Origin of the sequence: Streptomyces sp. NPDC047880 (genome assembly GCF_040706515.1) — a bacterium.
In the GTDB taxonomy this organism is placed as follows: Bacteria; Actinomycetota; Actinomycetes; order Streptomycetales; family Streptomycetaceae; genus Streptomyces.
Map to the genome: position 1 here is coordinate 22,099 of NZ_JBEZOK010000002.1, position 14,546 is coordinate 36,644.

14 protein-coding genes are annotated in these 14,546 nt (G+C 70.2%); 7 read left to right on the plus strand and 7 right to left on the minus strand.

Going from position 1 to position 14,546, the window contains the following annotated elements; all coding sequences use genetic code 11:
• Positions 1–18: 18 nt before the first annotated feature.
• From AB0937_RS03975 to fabG, 3 genes are all read right to left on the minus strand, one after another.
• On the minus strand, positions 19–372 hold the full coding sequence (locus AB0937_RS03975; protein WP_366709354.1) for a hypothetical protein: 354 nt from the start codon (positions 370–372) through the stop codon (positions 19–21).
• 185 nt (positions 373–557) lie between these two features.
• Positions 558–1,325 carry an enoyl-ACP reductase FabI gene (fabI, locus tag AB0937_RS03980; RefSeq protein WP_366709355.1) on the minus strand — a complete coding sequence of 256 codons (768 nt, stop codon included), beginning with the start codon at positions 1,323–1,325 and terminating at the stop codon, positions 558–560.
• A 5-nt stretch (positions 1,326–1,330) separates the two neighbouring features.
• Positions 1,331–2,050, minus strand: coding sequence for a 3-oxoacyl-[acyl-carrier-protein] reductase (gene fabG, locus AB0937_RS03985; protein WP_234848247.1), 720 nt, complete (start codon positions 2,048–2,050; stop codon positions 1,331–1,333).
• 270 nt (positions 2,051–2,320) lie between these two features.
• Between fabG and AB0937_RS03990 the strand changes: the two genes are divergently transcribed.
• The 3 genes from AB0937_RS03990 to tyrS are packed head-to-tail and all read left to right on the plus strand — an operon-like array spanning position 2,321 to position 6,561.
• Positions 2,321–3,844 carry a TldD/PmbA family protein gene (locus AB0937_RS03990; RefSeq protein ID WP_366709356.1) on the plus strand — a complete coding sequence of 508 codons (1,524 nt, stop codon included), beginning with the start codon at positions 2,321–2,323 and terminating at the stop codon, positions 3,842–3,844.
• Positions 3,841–5,235, plus strand: a complete 1,395-nt coding sequence (locus AB0937_RS03995; protein ID WP_366709357.1) for a metallopeptidase TldD-related protein — start codon at positions 3,841–3,843, stop codon at positions 5,233–5,235. The genes AB0937_RS03990 and AB0937_RS03995 overlap by 4 nt, the downstream gene beginning before the upstream one ends.
• 57 nt (positions 5,236–5,292) lie before the next feature.
• Positions 5,293–6,561 (plus strand): tyrosine--tRNA ligase, encoded by a 1,269-nt coding sequence (gene tyrS, locus AB0937_RS04000; RefSeq protein WP_366709358.1) that lies wholly within the window; start codon positions 5,293–5,295, stop codon positions 6,559–6,561.
• A 56-nt stretch (positions 6,562–6,617) separates the two neighbouring features.
• Here the strand turns inward: tyrS and AB0937_RS04005 are convergent, their stop codons facing one another.
• On the minus strand, positions 6,618–6,893 hold the full coding sequence (locus AB0937_RS04005; RefSeq protein ID WP_366709359.1) for a GlsB/YeaQ/YmgE family stress response membrane protein: 276 nt from the start codon (positions 6,891–6,893) through the stop codon (positions 6,618–6,620).
• Between the two features lie 246 nt (positions 6,894–7,139).
• Here AB0937_RS04005 and AB0937_RS04010 point away from each other — a divergent pair, with 246 nt between their 5' ends.
• Both AB0937_RS04010 and AB0937_RS04015 read left to right on the plus strand, forming a co-directional pair.
• On the plus strand, positions 7,140–7,535 hold the full coding sequence (locus AB0937_RS04010) for a DUF3099 domain-containing protein (RefSeq protein ID WP_366709360.1): 396 nt from the start codon (positions 7,140–7,142) through the stop codon (positions 7,533–7,535).
• A gap of 239 nt (positions 7,536–7,774) precedes the next feature.
• Positions 7,775–7,990, plus strand: coding sequence for a hypothetical protein (locus AB0937_RS04015; RefSeq protein WP_366709361.1), 216 nt, complete (start codon positions 7,775–7,777; stop codon positions 7,988–7,990).
• Between the two features lie 7 nt (positions 7,991–7,997).
• On the opposite strand, the gene moaA is transcribed toward AB0937_RS04015, so the two are convergent.
• The 3 genes from moaA to AB0937_RS04030 all read right to left on the minus strand — a co-directional run bounded on the left by moaA (position 7,998) and on the right by AB0937_RS04030 (position 11,137).
• The gene (gene moaA / locus AB0937_RS04020; protein WP_366709362.1) at positions 7,998–8,987 is read right to left on the minus strand and encodes a GTP 3',8-cyclase MoaA; all 990 of its coding nucleotides are present in this window, start codon (positions 8,985–8,987) and stop codon (positions 7,998–8,000) included.
• A gap of 171 nt (positions 8,988–9,158) precedes the next feature.
• Complete coding sequence (locus AB0937_RS04025; RefSeq protein ID WP_366709363.1) at positions 9,159–10,784, minus strand: cation acetate symporter; 1,626 nt, start codon at positions 10,782–10,784, stop codon at positions 9,159–9,161.
• A complete protein-coding gene (locus AB0937_RS04030) occupies positions 10,781–11,137 on the minus strand; it encodes a DUF485 domain-containing protein (RefSeq protein WP_366709364.1) in 357 nt (118 codons plus the stop codon). Before AB0937_RS04030 ends, AB0937_RS04025 begins: the two co-directional genes overlap by 4 nt.
• Before the next feature lie 254 nt (positions 11,138–11,391).
• Between AB0937_RS04030 and AB0937_RS04035 the strand changes: the two genes are divergently transcribed.
• Entirely contained in the window at positions 11,392–12,921 is a 1,530-nt protein-coding gene (locus AB0937_RS04035; protein WP_366709365.1) for a S8 family serine peptidase, read from the plus strand.
• 62 nt (positions 12,922–12,983) lie between these two features.
• The gene (locus AB0937_RS04040; RefSeq protein ID WP_366709366.1) at positions 12,984–14,510 is read left to right on the plus strand and encodes a S8 family serine peptidase; all 1,527 of its coding nucleotides are present in this window, start codon (positions 12,984–12,986) and stop codon (positions 14,508–14,510) included.
• The last annotated feature ends 36 nt before the right edge of the window (positions 14,511–14,546 follow it).

The window sequence follows — 14,546 nt, forward strand, 5'->3', positions numbered from 1 at the left end:
CCGCCCGCCGGCCGCGGCTCAGCTCTCCCGGCGGTGGCTGATCCACACGTCGGCGACCTCTTTCCAGCACCGGCCGGTCAGCCGCACCGTCTGTGCGGGCGCGGCCTCGACCGGTGCGCTGTCGGTGTCGATGTCCCACCAGCGGGCGCACTCGACGTGCAGGCTCACGCGGTCGGTCTCCGGGTAGGGGTTGTGGCAGTACACGGTCACCCGGGAGCCGGTCACGCGGATCCGGCAGGCCGCGCCAAAGGGGTCCGCGGTCTCGCGTTCGTCGGCGGGCACGCGCGCGTGGGGCACCGCCTCGTACCCCAGGGTCAGTACGAGCGCGACGGCAGCAAGGGACACTGAGGCCGTTCGGAGGGACAAGCGCACAAGGGGACCTCCTCGGCCGTGCTGGGGAGGGGCTCGCGTGTGATGAACGCGTACTCCGGGGTGCCCGGTTCGCGTACTCCAGAATGCCCGGTCGGCGGCCTCCCCCGCCCGGCCTGCTGGGCCGGACGAGTGACGCCCCGCTCCCCGCGCGCTGCGGGGAACGGGGCGTCGAGACGTACGGGAGATCAGGCTCCGATGGCGTGCAGACCGCCGTCCACGTGGACGATCTCGCCGGTGGTCTTCGGGAACCAGTCGCTCAGCAGGGCCACGACGCCGCGGCCGGCCGGCTCGGGGTCCTTCAGGTCCCACTCCAGCGGGGAGCGGTCGTCCCACACGGACGCCAGCTCGCTGAAGCCCGGGATGGACTTGGCGGCCATGGATCCGAGCGGACCGGCCGAGACCAGGTTGCAGCGGATGTTCTGCTTGCCCAGGTCGCGGGCCATGTAGCGGCTGGTGGCCTCCAGGGCGGCCTTCGCCGGGCCCATCCAGTCGTACTGCGGCCAGGCGAACTGCGCGTCGAACGTCAGACCGACGACGGATCCGCCGTTCTGCATCAGCGGCAGGCAGGCCATGGTGAGCGACTTCAGGGAGTACGCCGAGACGTGCATGGCCGTGGCGACCGACTCGAACGGCGTGTTCAGGAAGTTGCCGCCGAGGGCGTCCTGCGGGGCGAAGCCGATGGAGTGCACGACACCGTCGAGACCGCCGAGCTCCTCGCCGACGATGTCGGCGAGACGGCCGAGGTGCTCGTCGTTGGTGACGTCGAGCTCGATGACCTTGGCCGGCTTCGGGAGCTTCTTGGCGATGCGCTCGGTCAGCGTGGGCCGCGGGAACGCCGTGAGGATGACCTCGGCGCCCTGCTCCTGGGCCAGCTTGGCGGCGTGGAAGGCGATGGATGCCTCCGTCAGCACGCCGGTGATCAGGACGCGCTTGCCCTCGAGAATTCCGCTCATGGTGATCAGTGACCCATTCCCAGTCCGCCGTCAACGGGGATGACGGCTCCAGTGATGTACGAGGCGTCGTCCGAGGCGAGGAACCGCACCGTCGCGGCGATCTCCTCGGGCTGGGCGTACCGGCCGAGCGGCACCTGCTTCACGATGCCCTCGCGCTGCTCGTCGGTGAGCACCTTGGTCATGTCGGTGTCCACGAAGCCGGGCGCGACGACATTGAAGGTGATGTTGCGCGAGCCCAGCTCACGGGCGAGGGAACGCGCGAAGCCGACGAGGCCGGCCTTGGAGGCTGCGTAGTTGGCCTGGCCCGCGGAGCCGAGCAGCCCGACGACCGAGGAGATCAGCACGACGCGGCCCTTCTTGGCGCGCAGCATGCCGCGGTTGGCGCGCTTGACGACGCGGAAGGTGCCGGTGAGGTTGGTGTCCAGGACGGACGTGAAGTCGTCCTCGGACATCCGCATCAGGAGCTGGTCCTTGGTGACACCGGCGTTGGCGACGAGGACCTCGACGGGGCCGTGGGCCTCCTCGATCTCCTTGTAGGCCTGCTCCACCTGCTCTGCGTCGGTGATGTCGCACCTGACGGCGAGGCAGCCCAATTCCGTCAGGGCGGCCGGCGGCTCACCCGAGCGGTATGTGATGGCGACCTTGTCGCCGGCATCGGCGAAAGCGCGGGCGATGGCGAGGCCGATGCCCCGGTTGCCTCCGGTGACGAGAACCGAGCGGCTCAACGGATCACCCTTTCGATAGCGGTCTGATACCCGCCCGGCCGCCTGGACGACAGGCGGTGATGACAGGCGGCTTCCTCGAAAACCTATCGGTCCGGGCAGGCCCGCGGACAATCGGGCACCGACAGTGGCGTACGGGACTCACTGTCGGGTCCCTACAGAAAGCCGCGGCTCCGGCTCGGGAAACTCGTGGCCCGCGGGCGTGATGGACGACATGATCGGAGCAGTCACGACGCACGGCAACCACGGTCACCTCGACAGAAAGAGACGGCGGTGCCTCATACCATCGACGAGGCCTTCACGGCCCTCCCCCTACGCCCCCTCGCCGACGCGGCCCTCGCACGCGCGCGTGCGCTGGGGGCCGAACACGCGGACTTCCGCTTCGAGCGGGTGCGGGGCGCCTCCTGGCGGTTCCGGGACGCCAAACCCGCCGGGTCGTCGGACACCACCGACCTCGGGTACGCGGTGCGGGTGGTGCACGGCGGTACGTGGGGCTTCGCGTCCGGCGTCGACCTCAGCCTGGACGCCGCCGCCCGGGTCGCCGGGCAGGCCGTGGCGATGGCGAAGCTGTCCGCGCAGGTGATCAAGGCGGCCGGATCGGACGAGCGCGTGGAGCTGGCAGGCGAGCCGGTGCACGCCGAGAAGACGTGGATCTCCTCGTACGAGATCGATCCGTTCACCGTGCCCGACGAGGAGAAGGCCGGGCTGATCGCCGAGTGGAGCGCGCGGCTGCTGGCGGCCGACGGGGTCGACCACGTGGACTCCTCGCTGCTCACGGTCCACGAGAACAAGTTCTACGCCGACACGGCCGGGACCGTGACCACCCAGCAGCGGGTGCGGCTGCACCCGGTGCTCAACGCGGTGTCGGTGGACGAGTCGAGCGGCGAGTTCGACTCCATGCGCACCCTCGCGCCCCCGGTGGGACGCGGCTGGGAGTACCTGACGGGCACCGGCTGGGACTGGGAGAGCGAGCTCGAACAGATCCCGGAGCTGCTCGCGGAGAAGATGCGCGCGCCCAGCGTGCAGCCGGGCCTGTACGACCTGGTCGTCGACCCGTCCAACCTGTGGCTGACCATCCACGAGTCCATCGGGCACGCCACCGAGCTGGACCGGGCGCTCGGCTACGAGGCCGCCTACGCCGGCACCTCGTTCGCCACGTTCGACCAGCTGGGCAAGCTGCGGTACGGCTCGGAGCTGATGAACGTCACCGGCGACCGCACCGCCGAGCACGGCCTGGCCACCGTCGGCTACGACGACGAGGGCGTCCAGGGCCAGTCCTGGGACCTGGTCAAGGACGGCACGCTCGTCGGCTACCAGCTGGACCGGCGGATCGCGAAGCTGACCGGCTTCGAGCGCTCCAACGGCTGCGCCTACGCCGACTCCCCCGGGCACGTGCCGGTGCAGCGCATGGCCAACGTGTCCCTGCAGCCGGACCCGGCGGGGATGTCGACCGAGGACCTGATCGGGGGCGTGGAGCGCGGCATCTACGTCGTCGGCGACCGGTCCTGGTCGATCGACATGCAGCGCTACAACTTCCAGTTCACCGGGCAGCGCTTCTACCGCATCGAGAACGGGCGGCTGGCCGGGCAGCTGCGGGACGTGGCCTACCAGGCGACGACGACCGACTTCTGGGGCTCCATGGCCGCCGTGGGCGGGCCGCAGACCTACGTCCTGGGCGGCGCCTTCAACTGCGGCAAGGCCCAGCCGGGCCAGGTGGCGGCCGTCTCCCACGGCTGCCCGTCGGCCCTCTTCAAGGGCGTCAACATTCTGAACACGACCCAGGAGGCCGGGCGATGAGCGCGCGTTCCAGCAAGCCGCACGAGGTCGTGGAGCGCGCCCTCGAACTGTCCCGGGCGGACGGCTGTGTCGTCATCGCCGACGAGCAGTCCACCGCCAATCTGCGCTGGGCGGGCAACGCGCTGACCACCAACGGCGTCACGCGCGGGCGCACGCTCACCGTCGTCGCCACGGTCGACGGCAAGGAGGGCACGGCCTCCGGGGTCGTCTCACGGTCCGCCGTCACCCCCGACGAGCTGGAGCCCCTGGTGCGCGCAGCCGAGGCCGCCGCGCGCGGCGCAGGGCCCGCCGAGGACGCGCAGCCGCTGGTCACGGGCGTGGCGCAGACACCGGAGTTCACGGACGCGCCCGCCGAGACCTCGTCCGCCGTGTTCGCCGACTTCGCGCCCGCCCTCGGTGAGGCCTTCGCCCGCGCGCGTGCGGGTGGCCGTGAGCTGTACGGCTTCGCCAACCACGAGCTGGTGTCGTCGTACGTCGGCACGTCCACCGGACTGCGGCTGCGGCACGACCAGCCGAACGGGACGCTGGAGCTCAATGCGAAGTCACCGGACCGCACCCGGTCCGCCTGGGCCGGGCACTCCACCCGGGACTTCAAGGACGTCGACCCGGCGACGCTGGACGCGGAACTGGCGGTGCGCCTCGGGTGGGCCGAGCGGCGCGTGGAGCTGCCCGCCGGCCGCTACGAGACGCTGCTGCCGCCTACGGCGGTGGCGGATCTGCTGATCTACCAGATGTGGTCGGCGTCGGGCCGGGACGCGGTCGAGGGCCGCACGGTGTTCTCCAAGCCGGGCGGGGGCACGCGGGTCGGCGAGAAGCTGACCGATCTGCCGCTGACCCTGCGCAGCGACCCGAACGAGCCGGGCCTGGAGTCGGCGCCCTTCGTGATCGCGCACTCCTCGGGGGGCGATCAGTCGGTGTTCGACAACGGGCTGCCGCTCGCGGCCACCGAGTGGATGCGCGAGGGCGAGCTGAGGCACCTGACGACCAGCCGGCACAGCGCGGGCCTGACCGGCCTGCCCGTGGCGCCGAGCATCGACAACATCGTCCTGGACGGAGGCGAGGACCGTTCCCTGGACGAGATGGTCGCGAACACCGAACGCGGGCTGCTGCTGACCTGCCTGTGGTACATCCGCGAGGTCGACCCGGCGTCGCTGCTGCTGACGGGCCTGACCCGGGACGGCGTCTACCTCGTCGAGAACGGCGAGGTGACGGGCGAGGTGAACAACTTCCGGTTCAACGAGTCGCCGGTCGGGGTGCTGGGCCGGGCCACGGAGGCCGGGCGGACGGAGAAGACGCTGCCCCGGGAGTGGAGCGACTGGTTCACCAGGGCGGCGATGCCGGCGCTGCGCGTCCCCGATTTCAATATGAGCTCTGTCAGTCAGGGCGTATAACCTCGTAGGCGGCTGTCACCCGACTGCCCGAGGATCATCCGAGGAGATACGAGAACCGTGACGGACATCGTCGACGAGCTGAAGTGGCGCGGGCTGTTCGCCCTGTCCACTGACGAGGACGCTTTGCGCAAGGCGCTCGCGGACGGTCCCGTCACGTTCTATTGCGGTTTCGACCCGACCGCGCCGTCCCTGCACGTGGGGCACCTGGTGCAGGTGCTCACCGTGCGCCGGCTCCAGCAGGCCGGTCACCGGCCGCTGGCGCTGGTCGGCGGTGCCACGGGGCTCATCGGCGACCCTCGTCCGACCGCGGAGCGCACGCTGAACGACCCGGAGACGGTCACCGGCTGGGTCGCCAAGCTGCGTGCCCAGATCGAGCCGTTCCTGGACTTCGAGGGCGAGAACGCGGCCGTCATGGTCAACAACCTCGACTGGACGGAGAACCTCTCCGCGATCGAGTTCCTCCGCGACATCGGCAAGCACTTCCGCGTCAACAAGATGCTGACGAAGGACTCCGTGGCCCGCCGCCTGGAGTCCTCCGAGGGCATCAGCTACACGGAGTTCAGCTACCAGCTGCTGCAGGGCATGGACTTCCTGCAGCTGTACCGGCGCTACGGCTGCACGCTGCAGCAGGGCGGCAGCGACCAGTGGGGCAACCTCACGGCGGGCCTTGACCTGATCCACCGCCTGGAGCCCGACGCGACCGCGCACGCGCTGGCCACGCCGCTGATGACCAAGGCGGACGGCACCAAGTTCGGCAAGACCGAGGGCGGTGCCGTCTGGCTCGACCCGGAGATGACGACGCCGTACGCGTTCTACCAGTTCTGGCTGAACGTGGACGACCGGGACATCTCCCGGTACATGCGCATCCTGTCCTTCCGTTCCCGTGCGGAGCTTGAGGAGCTGGAGCGGCAGACCGAGGAGCGTCCGCAGGCCCGGGCCGCGCAGCGCGCGCTGGCCGAGGAGCTGACGACCCTGGTGCACGGCGCCGACCAGACGGCCGCCGTGATCGCCGCGTCCAAGGCCCTCTTCGGTCAGGGCGACCTGACGGAGCTGGACGCCAGGACGCTGGCCGCAGCCTTGTCGGAGGTGCCGCACATCCAGGTCGCCGAGCTCGGTCCGACCGTGGACCTGTTCGCCGAGGTCGGCCTGGTGGCCAGCAAGTCGGCCGCGCGCCGCACGGTCAAGGAGGGCGGCGCCTACGTGAACAACGTCAAGGTCGCCGCCGAGGACGCCGTGCCCGCCGAGGAGGACCTGCTGCACGGCCGCTGGCTGGTGCTGCGCCGGGGCAAGAAGAACCTGGCGGCCGTCGAGGTCACGGGCGGCTGAGCATGCCGGTGAGGGGGTGGTCTCCGGTGCCGGAGACCACCCCTTCTCCATGAGGGTCATGCCCTGCGTTGTTCTCCCCGGGCGGCGGTCCAGGCCTTGTCGCCCAGACCGACCAGGATGATCGCCATCACCAGCTGGAAGACGTGCCGCCACCAGTCGATGCCCGATGTGGCGTCGACCCCGGCCGCCCGGGCGATGGCGTTGCCGGCGATGCCGCCGATGATGCCCAGGATGACGGTCAGCCACAGGGGGATGTGCTGCTTGCCCGGGATGATCGCCTTGGCGAGCAGGCCGAGCACCAGTCCCACGATGATCGCCCACAACCAGCCCATCTCACTGCCTCCTCGCACGGCCCGACGTGAGCACTACGGCCAGTGTCGGCCCATGTGCCCTACGCCGCATGCCGACGTGGGCCGTACGCAGGGCGGCGCAGACACCCCGCCCGGGCGGGCCGCGACCCGGCCTCGTGGCCGGGGCGGCCGCGGCGTAACGTAAGAGCTGTCCTGGTCAGGTTCCCCGGCCGGCCGGGGACGGCCACGGGGCGGGGACAGTCCGATACGGGCGGATGGTGGAATGCGATGCGGAAGCAGCATGGCGGCGGCAACGTCCAGGTTTTCCGGATCACCGGCGCCCGGACGGGGCTGCAGGAGGACGTACGCGGGCGGCAGCGCCGGTACGTGATCTCGATGACGGTCCGCACGATCTCCGTGATCCTCGCGGCCACCCTGTGGAACGTCGAACGGCACGTCGCCATCGTGGCGTTGGTGCTGGGGCTGGTGCTGCCGTACATCGCGGTGGTGATCGCCAACGCCGGGCGTGAGAATGCGCCGTCTCTGCCGTCGACATTCGTGGTGTCGCACGCGCGTCCGATGATCGGCCCGCCGGATGCGGACGACGGGTCGGGGGAATCGGTTGCGGAAGATGCCGTGCCCGGACCGGGGGCGAGTGCGCGGAGCGAATCGCAGGAGCGGTAGGCGCGCCCCGGCGCTGTTCCGCGGGAGATCGCGGGAGCGCGGGAAGGGGAAGTCAGCTTCCCGCCAAGCTCAAGAAAAGCTCAGATCAATCATGTTGTTCCAGTGCCGGGGTCGGGGTTACCCGTGACATACTTCGTACGCGCTCCGCATCCCCCGTCGGAGCGACGGACCGACGCCGGGCAGCTCCCCCCGTGGCTGCTCGGCGTCGCCTTTTCTGTGTGCTGTGGTGAGACGAACCTGTGAGTGACGAGACGCCCATCTGCTCCGCGAAGGGCTGCCGTGCCGACGCCGTGTGGGTGCTGGCGTGGAACAACCCGAAGATCCATACGCCGGAGCGTCGCAAGACCTGGCTGGCCTGTGAGGAGCATCGCGAGCATCTGTCGCAGTTCCTCGGGGTGCGGGGGTTCTTGAAGGACGTGATTCTGCTGAAGGACTGGGAAGCGCGGGACGTGTGACGCCTCCCTAACCGCCGATCGCCGACATGGGCCTGGCCGGCTGCACGAACGTCGGGTCGTCCAGGCCCGCTCCCGCCTTCTTGCCCCACATCGCCAGGCGCCAGATGCGGGCGATCTCCTCGTCCGGGGCGCCGGAGCGCAGGGCGGCGCGCAGGTCCGTCTCCTCCTGGGCGAACAGGCAGGTGCGGACCTGGCCGTCGGCGGTGAGGCGGGTGCGGTCGCAGGCCGCGCAGAACGGGCGGGTCACGGAGGCGATCACGCCGACGACATGCGGGCCGCCGTCGACGAGCCAGCGCTCCGCCGGTGCCGAGCCGCGCTTCTCCTCGCCTTCGGCGGTCAGCTCGAAGCGGGTGCGCAGAGAGGCCAGGATGTCGCCGGCCGTGATCATGCCGTCGCGCTTCCAGCCGTGCTGGGCGTCCAGCGGCATCTGCTCGATGAACCGCAGCTCGTAGTCGTGCTCCACCGCCCAGGCGAGGAGGTCGGGGGCCTCGTCGTCGTTGAGCCCGGGCATCAGGACGGAGTTGACCTTGACCGGGGTCAGGCCGGCGTCGCGGGCGGCGTACAGGCCCTCGATGACGTCCTTGTGGCGGTCGCGGCGGGTGAGGGTCTTGAAGACGTCCGGGCGGAGCGTGTCGAGGGAGACGTTGACCCGGTCCAGGCCCGCCGCCTTCAGGGCCGCCGCCGTGCGCTTGAGGCCGATGCCGTTGGTCGTCAACGACATCTGGGGGCGGGGGCCGAGCGCCGCGACGCGTTCCACGATGCCGACCAGGCCGGGGCGCAGCAGCGGCTCGCCGCCGGTGAAGCGGACCTCCTCGATCCCGAGGGAGGTGACCGCGATGTCGATCAGGCGCACGATCTCGTCGTCCGTGAGCAGGTCGGGCTTGGCCAGCCACTGCAGGCCCTCCTCGGGCATGCAGTACGTACAGCGCAGGTTGCACCGGTCGGTCAGTGAGACCCTCAGGTCGGTGGCCACCCGGCCGTAGGTGTCGATGAGCACGTGGGCCCCCTCCCTCGTCGCGGATCATGCGTGCGGCACTGCTTCTCCGACATCTGCGAGCCTACGTGACCCCACCGGCAACGCCACAGGCCCGATCCCACGACGTGGAACGCGGCCGGGCCGCAGGGACCTGGAGGTTCCTACGATCCGGCCGCGTGGGAGGGGTCGTGCTCAGTGGGCTCCGGTGCCGGTCAGGGACCGGACCTCCAGCTCCGCGTACTTCTTGGCGTCGGGCTCCTCCTTGGACAGGACCGTGCCGAGCCAGCCCATGAGGAAGCCGAACGGGATGGAGATGATGCCCGGGTTCTTCAGCGGGAACCAGGCGAAGTCGACCTCGGGGAACATCGCCTTGGGGTCGCCGGAGACGACGGGAGAGAACAGCACCAGGCCGACGGCGACGATCAGACCGCCGTAGATCGACCACAGTGCGCCCTGGGTGGTGAAGCGCTTCCAGAACAGGCTGTAGAGGATCGTCGGGAGGTTGGCGGAGGCGGCGACCGCGAAGGCGAGGGCGACCAGGCCGGCCACGTTCAGGTCGCGGGCGAGGGCACCGAGGCCGATGGAGACGATGCCGATGAACAGGGTCGCCCAGCGGGCCGCGCGGACCTCCTCGGCGCCGGAGGCCTTCCCCTTGCGGATGACGTTGGCGTAGATGTCGTGCGCGAAGGACGACGACGAGGCGAGGGTGAGGCCGGCGACGACGGCGAGGATCGTCGCGAAGGCCACCGCCGAGATCGTGGCGAGCAGGATCGCGCCCCAGGTCGAGTCGACACCGCCCAGATGCAGGGCGAGCAGGGGTGCGGCCGTGTTCCCGGACGGGTTGGACGCGATGATCTCCTCCTGGGAGATCAGCGCGGCGGCGCCGAAGCCGAGCGCGATGGTCATCAGGTAGAAGCCGCCGATGATGCCGATGGCCCAGTTCACGGACTTACGGGCGGCCTTGGCGTCGGGCACGGTGTAGAAGCGGATCAGGATGTGCGGCAGGCCGGCGGTGCCCAGCACCAGGGCGATGCCGAGGGAGATGAAGTCCAGCTTGGAGGTGCCGGTCGCGCCGTACTGGAGGCCGGGCTCCAGGAAGGCGGCGCCCTTCCCGCTGTTCTCGGCGGCCTGGCCGAGCAGGTCGGAGATGTTGAAGTCGAACTTCAGCAGCACCAGGAAAGTGATCAGGATGGTGCCGCCGATGAGCAGCACGGCCTTGACCATCTGGACCCAGGTGGTGCCCTTCATGCCGCCGATGGAGACGTAGACGATCATCAGGACGCCGACGAGGGCGACGATGAGGATCTTGCCGGCGTCGGAGGTGATGCCGAGCAGCAGCGAGACGAGGACGCCCGCGCCGGCCATCTGGGCGAGCAGGTAGAAGATCGACACCACGATGGTGGAGGTGCCGGCGGCGGTGCGGACCGGGCGCTGGCGCATGCGGTACGCGAGGACGTCGCCCATGGTGTAGCGGCCGGAGTTCCGCAGCGGCTCGGCCACCAGGAGCAGGGCGACCAGCCAGGCGACGAGGAAGCCGATGGAGTAGAGGAAGCCGTCGTAGCCGAAGATGGCGATGGCGCCCGCGATGCCGAGGAACGAGGCGGCGGACATGTAGTCACCGGAGACGGCGAGACCGTTCTGGAAGGCGCTGAACTGGCGGCCGCCGGCGTAGAAGTCGGCGGCGTCCTTGGTCTGGCGGCCCGCCCAGATGGTGATGCCGAGGGTCGCGAGGACGAACAGCGCGAACAGGGTGATGATCAGCGGGCGGTGCTCGCTGGCCTCGTTCGCGGCGAGGAAGGTGTGCTGTACGGGGTTCATGCGCCGCTCTCCATCCGGGTCTTGATGGCCTCGGCCTTGGGGTCGAGCTTCGCGGCGGCGTGCCGCGAGTACCACCAGGCGATGAGGAACGTGGTGACGAACTGGGCGACGCCGAGGACGAAGGCGACGTTGATGTTGCCGAACAGCCTGCTGCCCATGAAGCCGCCCGCGTAGTTCGAGAGCAGGACGTACAGCAGGTACCAGGCGATGAAGCCGACGGTCAGCGGGAAGGCGAAGGACCGGTAGGAGCGGCGCAGTTCACCGAACTCCGCGCTCTCCTGCACCTCGGCGAACTCCTCGGGTGAGGGGAGCTTGTGTTGCTCTTTCGAGGGGGGCGGTGCGTCGGTGGCCACGGAGTCTCCTCGCAGGGACGGAAGCGGTTGTGAGCGGGGGCGAAAGGCGCGTGCCCTCGCGCTCCTTGTCCAACGTCACGGCGGCGTATGGGAACCGGTTCAAACGCCCGGCGTTGTTTCCGAAGTCGTTTCGACAAAGCGTTGCTGCGGGCGAGTCGCCGGGATAGCTTCGCCCTGCACCACCACGTCATGTACCTGCCCGGGCACCACCTGTGCCTCGGGCCGGTTTCGTTTCCGGAGGATGTGGAGACCCCATGTCTCACTTGCGTTCCAGACGCCGGCTCGCTCTCGCCGTGCCCGTCGTGCTGTCCCTGACGGCCTCGCTCGGCTTCCTGCCGGCCGCCGCGTCGGCGGCCCCGCACCCGGGGTCGGCCACCCGGTCGGCGGACGCGCCGAAGCTGTCGTACGTCGTCAACACCAAGCCGGCCCGCCACACGATCGCCTCGGTGAAGAAGGCGATAGAGAAGGCCGACGGATCGGTGGTGGAGACGTACGAGCGGATCGGCGTCATCGTCGTCCACTCCTCGAACCCCGACTTCGCCAAGACGATCCGCACGGTGCGCGGGGTCCAGTCGGCGGGTGCGACGCGGACGGTGCCGCTGACGGCCGCGGGCACGAAGCAGGAGGGCGCCGTCGAGTATCTGACGGCCGCCCAGGCGAAGCGCGCCGAGGCCGCCTCGGCGCGGACGGCCGAGAGCGAGCCCCTCGAAGCGGACCAGTGGGACCTGCGCGCGATCGGCGCCGACCAGGCGGCGAAGATCAACCCGGGCAGCCGCAAGGTGACGGTCGCCGTCATCGACACCGGCGTGGACGACACCCACCCCGACATCGCCCCGAACTTCTCCGCGTCCCAGTCCGCCAACTGCGACGGCGGCAAGGCCGACACCCGCGAGGGCGCCTGGCGGCCGTACACCCCCGAGGACTACCACGGCACGCATGTCGCGGGTGAGATCGCCGCCGCCCGCAACGGCGTCGGCGTCGCGGGCGTCGCTCCCGGGGTGAAGGTGTCCAGCATCAACGTGACCGACCGGACGAACGGCCTCTTCTACCCGGAGAGCGTCGTGTGCGCGTTCGTGTTCGCCGCCGACCACGGCGTCGAGATCACGAACAACAGCTACTACGTCGACCCGTGGCTGTACAACTGCATGGACGACCCGGACCAGCGGGCCATCGTGGACGCGGTCAACCGGGCGCAGCTCTACGCCCAGAGGAAGGGCACGCTGAACGTCGCCGCGGCGGGCAACTCCAACCACGACCTGGACGCGGACGCGATCGTCGACGACTCCAGCCCGGACGACTCCACCCCGGTCGAGCGCACCATCGACCCGCACGAGTGCCTCGACGTGCCGAACCTGCTGCCGGGTGTCGTCACGGTGAGCGCGACGGGCGTGAACGACGTCAAGTCGTACTACTCGTCCTACGGCGAGGGCGTGGTCGACGTCGCCGCGCCGGGCGGTGACGGGCGCTACCAGACGCCTGACACGCCCTCGAAGAACGGCCGTATCCTGTCCACCCTGCCGAACGGCACATGGGGCTTCCTCCAGGGCACCTCGATGGCCTCGCCGCACGCGTCCGGTGTCGCCGCGCTGCTGAAGTCCAAGCATCCCTGGGCCTCTCCGGCCCAGCTGCAGGCGATGCTGAAGGCGCAGGCCGACCGGACCGCCTGCCCCACGTCCTACGACCAGGACGGCGACGGCACGCAGGACGCGGTGTGCGAGGGCGGCAAGCGCCTGAACGGCTTCTACGGCCACGGCATCGTCAACGCGCTGCGCGCCGTCAAGTGACCAGGCCCGCCACCGGGACCTCCCGCAAGATCAGCTCGTACCGTGAACGAACTGGAGACACCATGACTGCGCCGTACGCGCGCTACCGTCGTGCCGTCGCGATCCCGGCCGGGATGGCCATGGCCACGGCCCTCGCGTTCCTGCCGAACACCGTCGCCACGGCCGCCGAGGAGGCTCCGGCCCCCGCCGCGGCCGAGGCGGACGCGACCCCGCTCAGCTACGTCGTCAACGTCAAGCCGGGCCACGGCACTTCGGCGCACGTGAAGAAGGCCGTCGCCAAGGCGGGCGGCACGATCGTGACGTCGTACGACCAGATCGGCGTCCTCGTCGTCCACTCCTCGAACCCCGACTTCGCCAGGACCATGCGTACGGTGCGCGGCGTGCAGTCGGCGGGCGCCACCCGCACCGCGCCGCTCCCGTCGGCGTCGACCGGCGACCTGGGCGCCCCGAAGGTGCTGAGCGCGGCGGAGGTCGCCGCGGCGGACGCCCCGGCCGGTCAGGACCCGCTGCAGCCCCAGCAGTGGGACCTGCCCGCCATCAAGGCGGACAAGGCGCACCAGAAGACGCTGGGCAGCAAGAAGGTCACGGTCGCCGTGATCGACACCGGCGTGGACGACACCCACCCCGACATCGCGCCCAACTTCGACCGCAAGGCGTCGGTCAACTGCGTGTCGGGCAAGCCGGACACGGCCGACGGGGCGTGGCGGCCGAGCGCCGAGGAGAGCCCGCACGGCACGCACGTCGCCGGTGAGATCGCCGCCGCCAGGAACGGCGTCGGCATGACCGGTGTCGCGCCCGGGGTGAAGGTCTCCGGCATCAAGGTGTCCACCACGGCCGGGTTCTTCTACACGGAGGCCGTGGTGTGCGGCTTCGTGTGGGCCGCCGAGCACGGGGTCGACGTGACGAACAACAGCTATTACACGGACCCCTGGTACTTCAACTGCAAGAACGACCCGGACCAGAAGGCCCTCGTCGAGGCGGTCGGCCGGGCCTCGCGGTACGCGGAGAAGAAGGGCGCGGTCAACGTCGCCGCGGCCGGCAACGAGAACTACGACCTCGCCGCCGACGAGATCACCGACCCGTCGTCCCCGAACGACAGCACGCCGGGCGACCGGGTCGTCGACCCCTCGAAGTGCCTCGACATCCCGACCCAGCTGCCGGGTGTCGTCACGGTCGCCTCGACGGGCGCGAAGGGCATCAAGTCGTCCTTCTCCAACCACGGGCTGGGCGTCATCGACATAGCAGCCCCGGGCGGCGACTCGACCGCCTACCAGAAGCCGGACGCACCGGCCACGAGCGGCCTCATCCTGGGCACGCTGCCGGGCGGCAAGTGGGGATACATGGCCGGTACGTCGATGGCCTCCCCGCACGTCGCGGGCGTCGCCGCGCTCATCAAGTCGACGCACCCGTACGCCTCTCCGGCCCTGGTGAAGGCCCTGCTGTACGCGGAGGCCGACGCCACGCCGTGCACGGACCCGTACGACATCAACGGCGACGGCAAGGTCGACGCGGTGTGCGAGGGCTCCAAGAACCGCAACGGTTTCTACGGCTGGGGCATCGCGGACGCACTGGACGCGGTGACCAAGTAGAGCTCGTGTGCAGGTGATCCGGGCCGGGCGGGGGTG

What these genes read in the sequence shown, in the direction of transcription:
- fabI (WP_366709355.1), bottom strand. Translation starts at nt 1,325, where the DNA reads ATGAGCGGAATTCTCGAGGGCAAGCGCGTCCTGATCACCGGCGTGCTG.
- AB0937_RS03995 (WP_366709357.1), top strand. Translation starts at nt 3,841, where the DNA reads ATGAGCGCGCGTTCCAGCAAGCCGCACGAGGTCGTGGAGCGCGCCCTC.
- AB0937_RS04005 (WP_366709359.1), bottom strand. Translation starts at nt 6,893, where the DNA reads ATGGGCTGGTTGTGGGCGATCATCGTGGGACTGGTGCTCGGCCTGCTC.
- AB0937_RS04010 (WP_366709360.1), top strand. Translation starts at nt 7,140, where the DNA reads ATGCGGAAGCAGCATGGCGGCGGCAACGTCCAGGTTTTCCGGATCACC.
- AB0937_RS04025 (WP_366709363.1), bottom strand. Translation starts at nt 10,784, where the DNA reads ATGAACCCCGTACAGCACACCTTCCTCGCCGCGAACGAGGCCAGCGAG.
- AB0937_RS04035 (WP_366709365.1), top strand. Translation starts at nt 11,392, where the DNA reads ATGTCTCACTTGCGTTCCAGACGCCGGCTCGCTCTCGCCGTGCCCGTC.
- AB0937_RS04040 (WP_366709366.1), top strand. Translation starts at nt 12,984, where the DNA reads ATGACTGCGCCGTACGCGCGCTACCGTCGTGCCGTCGCGATCCCGGCC.